The organism is Variovorax sp. YR752, from assembly GCF_943372545.1.
In genome coordinates this window covers 54,434-70,632 of sequence record NZ_CALRZC010000014.1, presented here as the reverse complement: position 1 = coordinate 70,632, position 16,199 = coordinate 54,434, and the positions used below count along the sequence as shown (strand labels likewise).

Sequence of the window (16,199 nt, the reverse complement as noted above, 5' to 3'; positions counted from 1 at the left end):
CCGGCGACGCCGGCGTGCTCGACAGCGAAGGCCACCTGCGCATCATCGACCGCGCGAAAGACGTGGGCAAGCTCGTGCGCGGCGCGATCTTTGCGCCCAACTACATCGAGAACAAGCTCAAGTTCTTCCCGCAGATCAAGGAAGCCGTGTGCTTCGGCAACGCCCGCGACGAAGTGTGCGCCGCCATCAACATCGACTTCGAAGCGGTCGGCAACTGGGCCGAGCGCCGCGGCCTGGCCTACGGCGGCTATGTCGACCTGGCCGGCAAGCCCGAAGTGCTGGCACTGATTGCCGAGTGCATTGGCAAGGTCAACGCCGACCTCGCGGCCGAAGACGGCATGGGCGAGACGCAGATCGCGCGCTTCCTCGTGCTGCACAAGGAGCTCGACCCCGACGACGACGAGCTGACCCGCACGCGCAAGGTGCGCCGCGGCTTCATCGCCGAAAAATACGCCGTGCTGGTCGATGCGCTCTACGGCGGCAAGACCGAGCAGTACATCGAGACCCAGGTCAAGTTCGAGGACGGACGCACGGGGGTTGTCAGCGCCACGCTGAAGATCACCGAAGCCAAGACCTTCCCCATCGTGAAGGCGGCCGCATGAGCAATCGGAAAATCGGCGAGGTCATCCTCGACGTCCAGAACATCAGCTTGAGCTTCGGCGGCGTGAAAGCGCTGACCGACATCAGCTTCAACGTGCGCGAGCATGAAGTGCGGGCCATCATCGGCCCCAACGGTGCGGGCAAGAGCTCGATGCTGAACTGCATCAACGGCGTGTACTGGCCGCAGCAGGGCTCCATCACCTTCCGTGGCCAGACCTTCAAGCACATGAACTCGCGCCAGGTGGCCGAGATGGGCGTGGCGCGCACCTTCCAGAACCTGGCGCTGTTCAAGGGCATGAGCGTGCTCGACAACATCATGACGGGCCGCAACCTCAAGATGAAGAGCGGCCTGCTCGCCCAGGCGCTGCGCTGGGGCCCGGCCGAACGCGAAGAGCTGCAGCACCGCGAGTTCGTCGAACACATCATCGATTTCCTGGAAATCCAGGCGCACCGCAAGACGCCGGTGGGCCGCCTGCCCTACGGTTTGCAAAAGCGTGTCGACCTCGGCCGCGCGCTGGCGATGGAGCCGCAGGTGCTCTTGCTCGACGAGCCCATGGCCGGCATGAACGTCGAAGAGAAGCAGGACATGAGCCGCTTCATCCTCGACGTGAACGACGAGTTCGGCGCGACCATCGTGCTCATCGAGCACGACATGGGCGTGGTGATGGACATCTCCGACCGCGTGGTGGTGCTGGACTACGGCAAGAAGATCGGTGACGGCACACCGGACGAAGTGCGCAACAACGAAGACGTGATCCGCGCCTACCTTGGCGTCGAGCACTGATCACGAAAGAACACGATGGGCTTTTTCCTCGAAACCCTCTTCGGCGGCCTCATGGTCGGCATGCTGTATTCGCTCATCGCGATCGGCTTCGTGCTGATCTACAAGGCCTCGGGCGTCTTCAACTTCGCACAGGGCGCGATGGTGCTGTTCGCAGCGCTGGCCATGGCGCGTTTTGCCGAGTGGTTCCCGCTGTGGTTCGGCTTCCAGAGCCTGCTGCTGGCGAACATCCTGGCCTTCATCGCGGCCATGGCCGTGATGATCGTCGTCGCCTGGCTCATCGAACGGCTCGCGCTGAGCAAGCTGGTGAACCAGGAAGGCATCACGCTGCTGATGGCCACGCTGGGCATCGCGTACTTTCTTGACGGCGTGGGCCAGACGATCTTCGGCAACGACATCTACAAGATCGATGTCGGCATGCCCAAGGAACCGCTGATGGTGCTTGAAGGCACCTTCCCCGGCGGCCTGCTGCTGAGCCAGGAAGACCTGGCAGCCGCGGCAGTGTCGGCCGCCCTCGTGGTGGTGCTGGCCATCTTCTTCCAGAAGACCGCCACGGGCCGCGCGCTGCGCGCGGTGGCCGACGACCACCAGGCTGCGCAATCGATCGGCATTCCGCTGTCGCGCATCTGGGTGATCGTGTGGTCGGTGGCCGGCTTCTCGGCCCTGGTGGCCGGGATCATCTGGGGCTCCAAGCTCGGCGTGCAGTTCTCGCTCTCGCTGGTGGCCCTGAAGGCGCTGCCGGTGGTGATCCTCGGCGGGCTGACCTCGATCCCCGGCGCCATCATCGGCGGCCTGTTGATCGGCGTCGGCGAGAAGCTGTCTGAAATCTATCTCGGCCCCATGCTTGGTGGCGGCATCGAGATCTGGTTTGCTTATGTGCTGGCACTGGTCTTCTTGCTGGTTCGCCCGCAAGGCCTGTTCGGCGAAAAAATCATCGATCGGGTCTGACTGACATGTTCTACAGAGAAAACGGCCAGTTCAAGTCGAGCTACCGCGCCGACCAACAGATCTTCCCGATCGCGCAGGACCGCATCGCGATCCTCGTGCTGCTGCTCGTGGCGTTCGTCGTGGTGCCGATGGGCGTGTCCGACTACTGGATGCGCGCCATCCTCACGCCCTTTCTGATCCTGTCACTCGCGGCGCTCGGCCTGAACATCCTGGTCGGCTACTGCGGCCAGATCTCGCTGGGCACCGGCGCCTTCATGGCGGTGGGCGCGTACGCGGCCTACAACTTCCAGGTGCGCATCGACGGCATGCCGCTCATTGCTTCGCTGCTGCTGGGCGGGCTGTGCGCCACGGTGATCGGCGTGCTGTTCGGCATTCCGAGCCTGCGTATCAAGGGCCTGTACCTCGCGGTGGCCACGCTGGCTGCGCAGTTCTTCACCGACTGGGCGTTCCTGCGCATCCAGTGGTTCACCAACAACTCGTCGTCGGGCTCGGTGAGCGTGGCGGGTTTGAACGTGTTCGGCGTGCCGATCGAATCGCCGGTGCAGAAGTATTTGTTCTGCCTGATCTTCGTGGTGGTGTTCGCACTGCTGGCCAAGAACCTGGTGCGCAGCGCCATCGGCCGCGAGTGGATGGCGATGCGCGACATGGACGTGGCCGCCGCGGTGATCGGCATCCGCCCGGTGTACGCCAAGCTCACGGCCTTTGCAGTGAGCAGCTTCATCGTCGGCGTGGCCGGCGCGTTGTGGGGCTTCATTCACCTGGGTGCGTGGGAGCCGGCGGCGTTCAGCATCGACCGCTCGTTCCAGCTGCTGTTCATGGTGATCATCGGCGGGCTCGGCTCGATCATGGGCAGCTTCTTCGGCGCCGCCTTCATCGTGCTGCTGCCGCTCTTTCTGAACCAGCTGCCGGGGTGGCTGGGCTTCTCGATCTCGACCGCGCTGGCCTCGCACCTGGAGACCATGATCTTCGGCGCGCTGATCGTGTTCTTCCTGATCGTCGAGCCGCACGGCCTGGCGCGGCTGTGGTCCACGGCCAAGGAAAAACTGCGGCTGTGGCCCTTCCCGCACTGACAGACAACGCATTGCAAGAGTTCCCGTTCGTTCGCACGTAAAAACCGGCACCGAGGTGCCCACAAAAGGAGACAGGCATGACACTGAAATCGCTCGCTCTGACCGCCGCCCTGGTGGTCACCACCCTGGGCACGGCGCTGGCGCCGTCGCTGGTCCAGGCGCAGGCCAAGGAACAGTTCTTCCCGCTGCTGGTCTACCGCACCGGCCCCTACGCGCCCAACGGCACGCCTTGGGCCAACGGCAAGCAGGACTACATCAAGTACGTCAACGCCACCGGCGGCATGAATGGCGTGAAGATCGCCTACGAAGAATGCGAAACCGGCTACGCGACCGACAAGGGCGTGGAATGCTATGAGCGCCTGAAGGGCCGCCCGGGCGTTGCGTTGTTCGACCCGCAGGCCACCGGCATCACCTTCGCGCTGACCGACAAGGTGCCCACCGACAAGATCCCGCTCATCACGCTGGGCTACGGCCTCTCGGCCTCGCAAGACGGTGGCGTGTTCAAGTGGAACTTCCCGCTCATGGGCTCCTACTGGACCGCGGCCGACATCCTGATCCAGCACATCGGGAAAAAAGAAGGCGGCATGGACAAGCTCAAGGGCAAGAAGATCGCCCTCGTGTACCACGACTCGCCGTTCGGCAAGGAACCGATTCCGCTGCTGCAGGAGCGCGCCAAGCAGAACGGCTTCGAGCTGTCGCTCATTCCCGTGACCGCGCCCGGCGTGGAACAGAAGTCGGCCTGGCTGCAGGTGCGCCAGTCGCGTCCTGATTTCGTGCTGCTGTGGGGCTGGGGCGTGATGAACTCCACCGCCCTGAAGGAAGCCGTGGCCACGGGCTACCCGCGCGAGAAGATGTACGGCGTGTGGTGGGCCGGCGCCGAACCCGACGTGAAGGACGTCGGTGCCAACGCCAAGGGCTACAACGCGCTGGCGCTGAACACCTCGGGCACGCAGCCGAAGGTGATCCAGGACATCCTGAAGCAAGTGCACGACAAGGGCCAGGGCACGGGTCCGAAGGACGAAGTGGGCTCGGTGCTCTACACGCGCGGCGTGATCATCCAGATGCTGACCATCGAGGCCGTCAAGCGCGCGCAAGAGCGCTTCGGCAAGGGCAAGGTCATGACCGGCGAGCAGGTGCGCTGGGGCATGGAGAACCTCGCACTCGACCAGAAGAAGCTCGACGCACTGGGCTTCTCGGGCGTGATGCGTCCGGTGAGCACCTCGTGCCAGGACCACATGGGCTCGACCTGGGCGCGCGTCCATACCTGGGACGGCGCGAAGTGGGGCGGCATGTCTGATTGGTACGAAGCCGACAGCCAGATCATCAAACCGATGGTGAAGGCTGCTGCCGACAAGTACGCGGGCGAGAAGAAGCTGACGCGCCGCGAAGCCGCGGACTGCCAGTCCTGATGCACTGACTCAAAAAAAGAAAGTGCCGTGGCGGCTCGCAAGAGCCGCCATTCGCAAGGACGGCGATGTGCCGTTCTTGCGAATGCTTCGGACCACACCATGAGCGAACCCAAGATCCTTCTCAACGTCAACGGCATCGAGGTTATTTATAACCACGTGATCCTCGTGCTCAAGGGCGTGTCGCTGACCGTGCCCGAAAGCGGCATCGTCGCGCTGCTCGGCGGCAACGGCGCCGGCAAGACGACCACCTTGCGCGCCGTGAGCAACCTGCTCGCAGGCGAACGCGGCGCCGTGACCAAGGGCACCATCGAGCTGCGCGGCGAGCGCATCGAGGCGCTGTCGCCGGCCGAGCTGGTCAAGCGCGGGCTGATCCAGGTGATGGAAGGCCGTCACTGCTTCGCCCACCTGACCATCGAAGAAAACCTGATGACCGGCGCCTACACGCGCACCGACGGCAAGGCCGCGGTGCTGGAGACGCTGGAGAAGGTCTACGCGTACTTCCCGCGCCTGAAGACGCGCCGCACCTCGCAGGCGGCCTACACCTCGGGCGGCGAGCAGCAGATGTGCGCCATCGGCCGCGCGCTGATGGCCAACCCGACCATGGTGCTGCTCGACGAGCCCTCGATGGGCCTGGCGCCGCAGATCGTGGAAGAGGTGTTCGAGATCGTGAAAGACCTGAACACCAAGGAGAAGGTGACCTTCCTCCTGGCCGAGCAGAACACCAATATGGCGCTGCGCTACGCCGACTACGGCTACATCCTGGAGAACGGCCGCATCGTGATGGACGGCGAGGCGAAGAGCCTGCGCGAGAACGAGGACGTGAAGGAGTTCTACCTCGGCGTGGGCGGCGCGGACCGCAAGAGCTTCCGCGATGTGAAGAGCTACAAGCGGCGCAAGAGGTGGCTGGCTTGAGAGGCTTTGTCCCCTCTCCCGCGTGCGGGAGAGGGTCAGGGTGAGGGCATCGGTCTTTGCACAGACACCGCCTCCGCCATCGCCGCCGACCCTCACCCCAGCCCTCTCCCCAAGGGGAGAGGGAGCAAGACCGAACAGAAAGATGAAGGGTACGGACATGACCGACCACTACGACACACTGGAAATCCGCGACCCGGCCGAACGCGAACGTGACCTGCTGGCCGCGCTGCCCAAGCAGATCGCCCAGGCCCAGACCGCCTCCCCCGCGTTCACGAAGATCCTCGACGGCGTGAAACCCGGCGACGTCACCTCGCGTGGAGCACTCACGAAGCTGCCCGTCACGCGCAAATCGGAACTGCTTGAGCTGCAGAAGGCACGCCGCGCTGACGACCCCTTCGGCGGCTTTGCGTCGATCGTGCGCGGACCGCGCATGCCGCGCATCTTCGCGAGCCCCGGCACCATCTACGAACCCGAGGGAGAGGCGCGCGATTACTGGCGCACCGCGCGGGCGCTGCATGCGGCGGGCTTTCGCGGCGGCGAGCTGATCCACAACAGCTTCAGCTACCACATGACGCCGGCCGGCTCGATCATGGAAAGCGGCGCGCATGCCATGGGCTGCACCATCTTCGCGGGCGGCACGGGCCAGACCGAGCAGCAGCTCGAAGCCATCGTCGATCTCAAGCCCGATGGCTATGCGGGCACGCCGAGCTTTTTGAAAATCCTGCTCGAGAAGGCCGAAGAAAAAGGCCAGAAGCTGCCGTGGTTCACCAAGGCGCTCGTCTCTGGCGAGGCCTTTCCGCCGAGCCTGCACGACTGGATTGCCGCGCACGGCGTGCAGGGCATCCAGTGCTACGCCACCGCCGACCTGGGCCTCATCGCCTACGAAACCAGCGCGCGCCAGGGCCTGGTGATCGACGAAGGCGTGCTGGTCGAGATCGTGCGTCCCGGCACCGGCGACCCGGTGCCCGACGGCGAGGTGGGCGAGATCGTCGTCACCACCTTCAACCCCGACTACCCGCTGGTGCGCTTCGGCACCGGCGACCTCTCGGCCGTGCTCGCGGGCACCTGCCCCACGGGCCGCACCAACAAGCGCATCAAGGGCTGGCTCGGCCGCGCCGACCAGACCACCAAGGTGCGCGGCATGTTCGTGCACCCGTCGCAGGTCGCCGAGGTCGTGCGACGCTTTCCCGAGATCGTGCGTGCGCGGCTCGTGGTGTCGGGCGAGATGGGCGACGACCAGATGACCTTCAAGCTCGAATGCGCCGGCGCCCCGGCCGGGCTCGACGCGCGCGTTGCCGATGCGGTGCGCGAAGTGACCAAGCTGCGCGGCACCATCGAACTGGTGGCGCCGGGCACCTTGCCGAACGACGGCAAGGTGATCGAGGACGCGCGCAGCTACAAGTAGGGGCGGTACAGGCGGCGCGTGATGAAGCGCGTGAGCAGCACGGTCAGCACGAGGTAGAGCACCACGAGCACGCCCGCCAGAGCGATCAGGCTGCCGAGGCCGGACATGCCGCGCGCCGACGGGCGCATCACCAGCAGCCACGCGACAGCGATGACGGTGCAGCTAGCGGGCACCAACACGGAGGCCAGTACCGACGCGGCCAAGGCCCTGAAGGGCCGGACACGCACCAAGCCGGGCGCAGTGCCGAGCCATCCGCCCCAGAACGCCAATGCGAAAACCACCAGCGGCGGGGCAACCCAAAGCAGCAGGAACGCGAGTGACTCCGTGGGTGCTGCCCCGATGGACCCGTTGCTGGCGCGCATTGCCCACCGTACCTGCAGCGACACGAACACGGCGGCGACCAGCATCGCCACCGCACGGCGTGGCGATTCACCTGCCTGCACCTCGACTGTCGCGTCGCCGTCGCCGGACCCAGCCGTGGCCGGTGCGCGCAGCGCCACCCAGGCCGCGAACCAAACGCTCAACACCAACACGGCCAGCTTCGCCGCCTGGTACACGATCGCGGATGCGGCCACCGCGAAGCTGCCGAAGACACGCTGAAGCCAGCCACCTGACAGGAGCATCGGCTCCAGTTCGTAGAGAAGCGGTCCCAGCGCGAGATGGAACAAAGCCAGCATGACGAGATAGGCCCCGGCATAGCGCACCCGCGGGCTGGGCAGTCGCGCCACGTTCGCGGCGCCACGCACCTCCAGCGCCTGACGGGCATGGCTCCAGGCCAACGCCGTCACCAGCAACCAGGTCATCGCGAAGTCGGTCATCCAAGGAATCCACACCTGCGCGTGCGCAAAGGACTCGCGCATCTGCTCGCTCTCCGAGCTGCCGGTGAACTCAAACAGCGCCAAGGCCACTTCAAGGGCCAGGGTGATGAGCACGAAGTCGCGCGGCAGGCGCCACGCGTTCGCGAGGGGTGAAGCGGCGGTGGACGTCATCGTGAGACCATTTACTTCTTGCAGCTCGCCGGCAACGCCTTGTCCTTCAACCCGTCCCCCGCGCTGCAGTGCCACGCGATGCCCGCGTCGGTCGACGACGGCTCCATGCGCAGCGTGCCCTTGGACGTGGTCACCTCCACCACCATGCTGTCCGGGTCGAGCGTGAGCGTCGCGCCGTTGAGCAGGTTGCCCGGCAGGCCGACGGCGGCCAGGGTGTCGGGGATCTCGGCCTTTTCTTCGTAGTGGCGCGTGAGCGCGTCGCGCACCGGTGCACCCTCGGACCAGGCCTGCGCGACGACGGCGCGGGTCTGGTACTCCTGGTAGGCGGGGATGGCTGCAGCCGCCATGACGCCGATGACCGCCACCACGATCAGCACCCCCGCCGCGCCGCCGCCGGCCCGGCCGGCATACGGCACGAAGAGCGCGAGCAGGTAGGCCACCGGATTGCGCTCGGGCAGCTTGGCGCCCGGATCGATGGCGCGGGCCACGCGCTTGGTGAGCCAGGGGTAGCCGCCGATGAGTTCATGGAACGAGCCCCAGAAGCCGCGGTTGCCGGCCGACTGGGCGGCGTAGCGCTGCAGGTTCACGTTGCGCCACTGCTGCGCACCGGCGGCCAGCGCCACCAGCGCGCGCGGTGCGGAGTCGACCTCGCGGCAGCAGGCGGCGCCGTGCAGGTCGCAGGTGTATTCCTTGGCGCGCGCGTAGGCCGCGCCCAGCAGCGGCAGCCAGAGCACGGGTGCGCGCCAGATGTGGCCCGTGAGGTGGCCGCGGCGGATGTGGCCCAACTCGTGGCCCATGTAGAAGTGGATGCCGTCGGGCTGCGCCTCCATGGCGTCGACCACATCGGACAGCAGCACCACGAAGTTGCGGCCGAAAAAGCGCGTGGCAAAGGCGTTGAACATGCCGTCGCCGTGCAGCAGGTAGGCCTCGGGCGGCTGCGCGATGCCCAGGCGGGTGCAGCAGTCGACAAAGCGCGCGTGCAGCTCGGGCAGCTGCTGGGGCGACAGCTTCACGCCGGTGCCCTTGATCCAGGCGATGACCGCCGACTGTGCGAACACGTAGCCGATGAAGCCCAGCAGCACGTACAGCAGCGCAATGCCCAGCGTGCCGACGACGATCAGCGCCCAGGCCAGCAGGCCCAGAACGAGCGTGAGTTTGCCGAGCCAGCGCTCGCGCGGATAGACCCAGGGATCCATTGGTTTCTTCTCCTCGATGCCGCCCGTCGGGCTGGCCTGTTTGTGGTTGTGGTCACCCCGGCGCGGGTGCGCGGGACGGGCGTGATCATGCCCCAGCATGGGGCGAAAACGGTGACATTCCTAAGGGCTATTCGGTATGGGTCAGGCCCCGGTCAGCCGATAAGATCGCGACCCTTTCCATTCAAAATTCCGTCGGAGACATCATGAAGAAACTGTTTGCCCTTGCGGCGATTGCCGCGGCCGCCGTCGGCGCACACGCCCAGGATTTCCCCGCAGGCAAGCCCGTGACGCTGGTGGTGCCCTTCTCGGCCGGCGGCCCGACCGACCGCGTGGCCCGCGACCTGGCCGAATCGCTGCAGAAGACGCTGGGCACCACGATCATCGTGGACAACACCGCCGGCGCCGGCAGCTCGATCGGCACCGCCAAGGTGGCGCGCGCCAACCCCGATGGCTACACGCTGCTGCTGAACCACATCGGCATGTCGACGATGCCGGCGCTGTACCGCAAGCTGCCGTTCAACGTCGAGAACGACTTCGAATACCTCGGCATGGTCAATGAAGTGCCCATGACGCTGATCGGCAAGCCCGGCCTGCCCGCCAACAACTACAAGGAACTGACGACCTGGATCGCTGCCAACAAGGGCAAGATCAACCTGGGCAACGCCGGCCTGGGCGCTGCGTCGCACCTGTGCGGCCTGCTGTTCCAGAGCGCGCTGAAGATCGAAATGACGCCCGTGCCGTACAAGGGCACCGCACCGGCCATCGCCGACCTGCTGGGCGGCCAGATCGACCTGCTGTGCGACCAGACCACCAACACCACGTCGCAGATCGAGGCCAAGAAGGTCAAGGCCTACGCCGTGACCACCAGCAAGCGCCTGACCACGCCCGCGCTGAAAGACCTGCCCACGCTCGACGAGTCGGGCCTGAAGGGCTTTGAAGTGTCGATCTGGCACGGCGTGTACGCTCCCAAGGGCACGCCCGCACCGGTGCTGAAGAAGATCAACGAAGCCATCCGCGCGGCCATGAAGGACCCGGCGTTCATCAAGCGTGAAGAAGGCCTGGGCGCCGTGATCACCACCGACAAGCGCGTCGAGCCGGCCGAGCACAAGAAGTTCGTTGCGGCTGAAATCGCCAAGTGGGGCCCGATCATCAAGGCCGCCGGCGTGTACGCCGACTGATCCTTTCGGTCGCTTCAAGAAGAAAGCCGCCGGCCCGAAAGGGCCGGCGGCTTTTTTCATCCGGTGTGACAGCAGGAAAAAGAATCAGGGCATCGAGACGGTCCACGCCTCGAAGCTCTTGCGCACATCGACCTGGCGCGCGGTGCGTGCCGAGAAGATGAAGCTGCTGACCGACGAGCCCTGCGCGTACTGCCAGGCGTTGTTGCCCACGCTCACGCAGTGGTTGTCGCTCTGCGAGTTCACGGGCTGGCAGTAGATGACGGCCTTGCGCGCCGAGGTGCGCACGGTGATCGAGTCGGTGAAGCGGTTGTTGTTCGGGCCACGGCCGGCCACCAGGAAGGTGGTCGGGGCGTAGGCGCCGCTGGGCACCGACCAGCCGTCGAGGTTGCCGTCGGCGCTGAAGTCGATGTTGTTGGCGCCGGGGTCGGACGGCACCGGCGCGCCGAACACGATGCCGCGCGGGACGCCGTCGATTTCCGGCATCAGCTCGGCGCGCAGGGCCGGCGTCATTTCCACAGTCGGCAGTTGCACGGCCTCGGCGATGGTCGGCGCGCGCGAGAAGGTGCGGGCGTACTGCACCGGGTTCGTCCCGCCGGCCGCCAGGAAGAACTCGAGCTTCCAGACCGACTGATCGGGAATGGCGCCCAGCTGCGCGTCGTCGAACTGCGGCGCTGCAAAGAGATTGCCGGTCTCGACACTGCTCGGATTGCCGCCTTGTGCCGGGTCCACATAGCGCGCGGCCATGCGCCACACCCCGGAGTTCACCGCGCCGTTGACGGTGCCGTCGGTGGTGAGCACCAGGGTGGTCAGCCCGGGCCGGGGCACGAGGACCAGTTCACGGCCCGGCAGCGCGGACGAGGTGGCCACCACCTTCGTGAAGATCGAGTCGCCGTTGCCGTCGAGCACGTTGTCCACCGACAGGTTGTAGCCCGTGGCGTGGTACTTCAGGCTCGCGTGCTTGAGGAAGTCCTTCAGCTCCTGCTGCGGGCGCACGGCGGCACGGTAGGCGTTGCTGTTGCCGGTGAGCTTGAGCGCGCCATTCACGACCTTGGCATTGAACACGTCGTTGTCGGTGTTGCCCACGCTGTCGGTCCAGCGGTAGGTGAGCGCGATGTCGCCGTTTTGGTAGAAGTATTCGAAGTTGCCGCGGTCGTGCTTCAGGTTCGTGGGGCCGAAGCGGAACAGACTTTCGAAGGGCCGGCGCGGGCCGCTCGAGGCGCGCCCGATGTGCAGGCCGGCCGTCACGAAGCTGGCTGGGTCGTCGCCCACGAACAGCGTGCGGCAGGCCGGCGCGACCACGTTGACGGCCTCGCCGAAGGCGTTGCCGTCGGAACCGATGGTGCTGTCCACGCGCTCGTTCAGCGGCAGCGCATAGCAGGCGTTGAGGCGGTCGAGCAGGTCTTTCACCATCGCCGGCGTGGGCGGCTGCACGAGGGCCGCGACATCGACCGCGGGCAGCGGCGCGATGCTGCTCTCGCCGGTGCGGAAGACGATGGACACCGGCGCGCTCTCTTCGCTCGCGGGCTGCGCCTTGACGGTGATCTCGATGTTGGCGGCCGTGCCGTCGGGGCGCACCGAGACGTTCAGCGTGTCGAGCACGCGGTCTTGTCCCGTGCCGTTGGCCTGGAACTCGCCGCTCATCGGGTCGATGCTGAGGTTGAGCGCGTCCAGCAGCGGCTTCAGCGCCGCCACGAGTTTCGCCACCTGGTCGCTGATGGCGCCCGGCGTGACGGCGCCGGCATCGGCCTGCACGGCGGCGGCCAGCTTCGACGGGTCGCCGTTGGGCGACAGCTGCGCCACCACGACGGTGGTCAGCGGCGTCACGTTGGTGGTGCCGGTGGCGGTGCTGGCGGTGGTGCTGTAGAGCGTGAGGTCGTCGCGCACGGCCTGGATCACCAGCGGTGCCTTGGTGCCGGCGGGCAGCACGCAGCTGTAGGTGCCTTCGGCCGGCACGGTCACTTCGCAGACCTTGGCGCCGGTCTGGTCGAACACGGTGAGTGCGGCGCCGGCAAAGGCCGCGCCGGTGGCGACGGTGCCGCTCAGCGTGCCGGGCGACTCGGCGGCGGGCGGGGTGCCGCCGTTGCCGGTGCCCGTGCCGACGGGGAATGCAAAGCCACCGCCGCCTCCGCCCCCCCCTCCGCCGCCGCAGGCGCCGAGGATCAACAGGGTGGCAAGGGACAGGGCGTGGGGAATTCTGGAGGTGGGATGAGGCATCGTGGGTCTCTCGAAAAGGGAAAGGGCCTGGGCAGCAACCGAGGGCGCTGCAAACAATAGCTTTCGCTTTTGGAAATCAAATGATGCAAATGCACCATTCTTGAAACCACCCGTCCGAGCCCCGCGCGCTTCCCCGAAACATGGGATGGGCACGTGGCAGCCGGGCTGGAAGACTCCGCGCATGACTTCCCCGGCCCGTGCTCCGCGCGATTTCAGCGAGCTCCTGTTGCGGCTGTACCGCCTCTCGCACGAGCTGCCCATCGATGCCTTCCAGGACGCGGCGCTCGACCTCATCAAGCCCGTGCTGCCCTTCGATTCGTCGATGTGGGGTACCGCCACCCGCACCGACCACGGCATCGACATCCACACGATCCACCTGCACAACCAGCCGCTCGAGATGGTCACGGCCTACGAGCAGGTCAAGCACATGGACACGGCCGCCGGCGAGGTGGCGAAGCGGTCGAACGCCACGCTCGCCTTCAATGCGCAGGCGTGGTTCTGCCGCGACGACCAGGCCGAGCTGCGCGACTACGGCCGGCGCTTCGAGCAGGCCAACTTCTTCATCACCTCGGATTCGAACCCGCAGACGAGCTTCGTCCACTGGCTCAGCCTGTTCCGCGCGAACCCCGACGCCCACGGCACGGAGGAAGAGCGGCAGTTGCTCGCCAGCCTCTCGCCGCACGTGATGCAGGCGCTGGCGATGAACCGCGTGATGCACCTGGACCGCCTCGAAGCCGGCGGCGCGTCGCCCAGCGGCTCGGCCATCGGCGACCTGCGCGGCGTGCTGTACCACGCCGACCGCCTGTTCGAGGCCACGCTGAAGGCCGAGTGGCCGTCCTGGCACGGCCGCACGCTGCCCGATGCGCTGCTGCAGCACTTCCTGCAGGGCCAGGCGCGCTTCAACGGCCGCGAGATCGTGGTCACGCACCGCGTGGAGCAGCACCTGCTGTTCCTGCGCTGCCGCCCGCGCTGCCGCGCCGACAGCCTCACGCCGCGCGAGCACACGGTGGCCGAGTTGCTGGCGCGCGGCGACACGCACAAGGACATCGCGGCCATCCTGAACCGCTCGCCGGCCACGGTGCGCAACCACATCCAGTCGATCTACGACAAGCTGCAGGTGGGCAACGTGGCGGGTCTGATCCACGAGCTGCGGCTGGCGGGCTGACCGACCGCCCCACTGCCCCCAAAAGAAAAGGCGCCGACGGCGCCTTTTCTTTTTGCTTGCGCGGTGCGCCCTACTTCGGCCGGATCGCGTCCGCCGTGCCCTGGATGAAGGCCTTGATGCTCTCGATGTCGTCGCCCGAGAGCTTGCCCGTGAAGTCGGGCATACCGCGCGACATGGCCGGGCCCTTGAGCACGAACTTGTCGAGGTTCTCGATGTAGGCCGGATCCAGGTAGCCCAGGTTCGGGATGTTGCCGCCGCGGTCCACGCCCGGCACGCCGTGGCAGAACACGCAGTTGCTCACGTACAGCATGGTGCCGGCCTGGACCTTGGCGGGGTCGTACTTCACGCCCTGCACCAGCTTGGCCATGCGGTACTCGACGAACGCGGGCATCTTGGCCGTGCCGCCGACCGCGAAGGTGTAGACCGTGCCCGGTCCCTGCCGCTCGGTGGCGCGCTGCGCCAGGCCGTACACGCCGCCCCAGCCCACGGCCACCGACACGTACTGCTTGCCGTCCACCATGTAGGTCGCGGGCGCCGCCACCACGCCGGTGCCGGTGGGCGTTTCCCAGAGCTTCTCGCCGGTCTTGGCGTGGTAGGCCACGAGCCGGCCGTCGGCCGTGCCCTGGAACACCAGGGTGCCGGCGGTGGTCAGCGTGCCGCCGTTCCATGGCGAGGCGTAGTCGACGCCCCAGGCTTCCTTCTGCGTGACCGGGTCCCAGGCCACGAGGCGGCCGAAGGGCTTGCTCTTGGGCGGCTCGGCGTTGGCGAACATCGCGGTGTTCCAGCCCAGCGCGGCGTGCGGGCGACCGGGCGCGTTCTGGTCGAACTTCCAGTCCTTGTCGTCCATCAGGTTGATCGGCACGTGCTGGGCGGGCAGGTAGGCCAGGCCGGTCTGCGGGTTGAACGACATCGGGTGCCAGTTGTGCGCACCGAACGGGCCCGGAATGCTGTCGCCCGGCTTCTCGTTCTGCCGCGCGGCGGGGACCTCGATGGGCCGGCCGTTCTTGTCGTAGCCCGTGGCCCAGTTGACCTCGACGAAATTCTTCGCCGAGATGAACTTGCCGTTGGTGCGGTCGATGACGAAGAAGAAGCCGTTCTTCGGCGCGTGCATGAGCACCTTGCGCGTCTTGCCGTCCAGCTTGACGTCGGCCAGGATCATCGACTGCGTGGAGGTGTAGTCCCAGTTGTCGCCGGGGGTCTCCTGGTAGTGCCACACGTACTTGCCGGTGTCGGGGTTCAGCGCCACCACCGAGCTCAGGTAGAGGTTGTCGCCGCCCTTGGGGCTGCGCTTCTTGTGCGCCCAGGGCGAGCCGTTGCCGGTGCCCACGTACATCAGGTTGAGCTCGGGGTCGTAGGCAAAGCTGTCCCACGCGGTGCCGCCGCCGCCGGCTTCCCAGTACTTGCCGCTCGGGTCCCAGGTCTTGGCGGCGCGCGCCATCGACTCGTCTTCGAAGGGCTTGCTCGGGTCGCCGGGCACCACGAACCAGCGCCATTTCTGGTCGCCGGTCTTCGCGTCGTAGGCCGTGACGTAGCCGCGCACGCCGTACTCGGCGCCGCCGTTGCCGATGATGACCTTGCCCTTGAACACGCGCGGCGCGCCGGTGATGGTGTAGCTGCCCTTCTGGCCGTCGATGGTGTTCTTCTCCCACACCTTCTGGCCGGTGGCAGCGTCGAGCGCGATCAGGCGGCCGTCGTAGGCGGCCACGTAGACGCGGCCTTCGTACAGCGCCACGCCGCGGTTGACCACGTCGCAGCAGCCCCTGAAGCCCTTCGTGCGGTCGACCTGCGGATCGAAGGTCCAGATCTTCTGCCCGGTGCGCGTGTCGATCGCATGCACGATGCTCCACGAGGCCGTGACGTACATGATGCCGTCGACCACCAGCGGCGTGGCTTCCACGCCGCGCGTCGATTCGAGGTTGTACGACCAGACCAGCCCGAGCTGCTTCACGTTGCCCGTGTTGACCTGGTCGAGCTTGCTGAAGCGCGACTCCGCGTAGTCGAGCCCGTAGCTGGGCCAGTCGGGCGTTTTCTTCGCCGCGTTGGCGCGCACGAAGTTGCTGTCGACGCGTTTGGCGGCCGCACCGGCGCGGTCCTGCGGGGAGGCTGCCGTCTGGGCCAGCGCCGGGGCCGCAAGGCCCAGGCACAGCAAGGCGCCCGCAAGCAGGCGCCGCCCGGAAAGAGGCTTTGTTGTCGTCTTCATCGTGGTCTGTCTCCTTCGTCGTTCTGCCCCAAGGATCGTTCGCACGGCATCGGCCTTCACCCCCGGGATTTCCCCAATCAAGCCTTGTTCCATTGCGGAACACATTCGAAAGGGTCCCTGAACCCGGAAGAG

12 protein-coding genes and 1 pseudogene are annotated in these 16,199 nt (G+C 66.7%); 9 read left to right on the top strand and 4 right to left on the bottom strand.

Annotated features, from left to right (window positions below; translation table 11 throughout):
- The 7 genes and pseudogenes from AAG801_RS05480 to AAG801_RS05450 all read left to right on the top strand — a co-directional run.
- Positions 1 to 602: pseudogene (locus tag AAG801_RS05480) on the top strand (long-chain fatty acid--CoA ligase); the annotation flags it as partial.
- Entirely contained in the window at positions 599 to 1,384 is a 786-nt protein-coding gene (locus AAG801_RS05475) for an ABC transporter ATP-binding protein (protein ID WP_099793739.1), read from the top strand. The pseudogene AAG801_RS05480 and the gene AAG801_RS05475, both read left to right, overlap by 4 nt.
- Before the next feature lie 15 nt (positions 1,385 to 1,399).
- On the top strand, positions 1,400 to 2,329 hold the full coding sequence (locus AAG801_RS05470) for a branched-chain amino acid ABC transporter permease (RefSeq protein WP_192194009.1): 930 nt from the start codon (positions 1,400 to 1,402) through the stop codon (positions 2,327 to 2,329).
- 5 nt (positions 2,330 to 2,334) lie between these two features.
- Entirely contained in the window at positions 2,335 to 3,399 is a 1,065-nt protein-coding gene (locus AAG801_RS05465) for a branched-chain amino acid ABC transporter permease (RefSeq protein ID WP_099793743.1), read from the top strand.
- Between the two features lie 77 nt (positions 3,400 to 3,476).
- A complete protein-coding gene (locus AAG801_RS05460; protein WP_101491432.1) occupies positions 3,477 to 4,808 on the top strand; it encodes an ABC transporter substrate-binding protein in 1,332 nt (443 codons plus the stop codon).
- Between the two features lie 99 nt (positions 4,809 to 4,907).
- Positions 4,908 to 5,720, top strand: coding sequence for an ABC transporter ATP-binding protein (locus AAG801_RS05455; protein ID WP_101491433.1), 813 nt, complete (start codon positions 4,908 to 4,910; stop codon positions 5,718 to 5,720).
- Between the two features lie 157 nt (positions 5,721 to 5,877).
- Positions 5,878 to 7,125 (top strand): AMP-binding protein, encoded by a 1,248-nt coding sequence (locus AAG801_RS05450; RefSeq protein WP_341887499.1) that lies wholly within the window; start codon positions 5,878 to 5,880, stop codon positions 7,123 to 7,125.
- On the opposite strand, the gene AAG801_RS05445 is transcribed toward AAG801_RS05450, so the two are convergent.
- Together AAG801_RS05445 and AAG801_RS05440 are read right to left on the bottom strand one after the other, a co-directional pair.
- Positions 7,116 to 8,114: a hypothetical protein gene (locus tag AAG801_RS05445; protein ID WP_341887498.1), complete on the bottom strand. Its 999-nt coding sequence runs from the start codon at positions 8,112 to 8,114 to the stop codon at positions 7,116 to 7,118. The two genes, AAG801_RS05450 and AAG801_RS05445, sit on opposite strands and share 10 nt — an antisense overlap.
- A gap of 11 nt (positions 8,115 to 8,125) precedes the next feature.
- Entirely contained in the window at positions 8,126 to 9,310 is a 1,185-nt protein-coding gene (locus AAG801_RS05440; protein ID WP_341887497.1) for a M48 family metalloprotease, read from the bottom strand.
- A gap of 203 nt (positions 9,311 to 9,513) precedes the next feature.
- Between AAG801_RS05440 and AAG801_RS05435 the strand changes: the two genes are divergently transcribed.
- Positions 9,514 to 10,488, top strand: coding sequence for a tripartite tricarboxylate transporter substrate-binding protein (locus AAG801_RS05435; protein WP_341887496.1), 975 nt, complete (start codon positions 9,514 to 9,516; stop codon positions 10,486 to 10,488).
- An 84-nt stretch (positions 10,489 to 10,572) separates the two neighbouring features.
- Here the strand turns inward: AAG801_RS05435 and AAG801_RS05430 are convergent, their stop codons facing one another.
- Positions 10,573 to 12,702, bottom strand: a complete 2,130-nt coding sequence (locus AAG801_RS05430) for a carboxypeptidase regulatory-like domain-containing protein (protein ID WP_341887495.1) — start codon at positions 12,700 to 12,702, stop codon at positions 10,573 to 10,575.
- Positions 12,703 to 12,883: 181 nt separating this feature from the next.
- Here AAG801_RS05430 and AAG801_RS05425 point away from each other — a divergent pair, with 181 nt between their 5' ends.
- Entirely contained in the window at positions 12,884 to 13,867 is a 984-nt protein-coding gene (locus AAG801_RS05425) for a LuxR C-terminal-related transcriptional regulator (RefSeq protein WP_341887494.1), read from the top strand.
- Positions 13,868 to 13,937: 70 nt separating this feature from the next.
- Here the strand turns inward: AAG801_RS05425 and AAG801_RS05420 are convergent, their stop codons facing one another.
- Complete coding sequence (locus AAG801_RS05420; protein ID WP_341887493.1) at positions 13,938 to 16,067, bottom strand: PQQ-dependent dehydrogenase, methanol/ethanol family; 2,130 nt, start codon at positions 16,065 to 16,067, stop codon at positions 13,938 to 13,940.
- Between the last annotated feature and the right edge of the window lie 132 nt (positions 16,068 to 16,199).

Coding starts and splice junctions, on each gene's coding strand:
- AAG801_RS05440 (WP_341887497.1), bottom strand. CDS start 9,310: ATGGATCCCTGGGTCTATCCGCGCGAGCGCTGGCTCGGCAAACTCACG.
- AAG801_RS05470 (WP_192194009.1), top strand. CDS start 1,400: ATGGGCTTTTTCCTCGAAACCCTCTTCGGCGGCCTCATGGTCGGCATG.
- AAG801_RS05435 (WP_341887496.1), top strand. CDS start 9,514: ATGAAGAAACTGTTTGCCCTTGCGGCGATTGCCGCGGCCGCCGTCGGC.
- AAG801_RS05425 (WP_341887494.1), top strand. CDS start 12,884: ATGACTTCCCCGGCCCGTGCTCCGCGCGATTTCAGCGAGCTCCTGTTG.
- AAG801_RS05455 (WP_101491433.1), top strand. CDS start 4,908: ATGAGCGAACCCAAGATCCTTCTCAACGTCAACGGCATCGAGGTTATT.
- AAG801_RS05460 (WP_101491432.1), top strand. CDS start 3,477: ATGACACTGAAATCGCTCGCTCTGACCGCCGCCCTGGTGGTCACCACC.
- AAG801_RS05450 (WP_341887499.1), top strand. CDS start 5,878: ATGACCGACCACTACGACACACTGGAAATCCGCGACCCGGCCGAACGC.
- AAG801_RS05420 (WP_341887493.1), bottom strand. CDS start 16,067: ATGAAGACGACAACAAAGCCTCTTTCCGGGCGGCGCCTGCTTGCGGGC.
- AAG801_RS05475 (WP_099793739.1), top strand. CDS start 599: ATGAGCAATCGGAAAATCGGCGAGGTCATCCTCGACGTCCAGAACATC.
- AAG801_RS05465 (WP_099793743.1), top strand. CDS start 2,335: ATGTTCTACAGAGAAAACGGCCAGTTCAAGTCGAGCTACCGCGCCGAC.
- AAG801_RS05430 (WP_341887495.1), bottom strand. CDS start 12,702: ATGCCTCATCCCACCTCCAGAATTCCCCACGCCCTGTCCCTTGCCACC.
- AAG801_RS05445 (WP_341887498.1), bottom strand. CDS start 8,114: ATGACGTCCACCGCCGCTTCACCCCTCGCGAACGCGTGGCGCCTGCCG.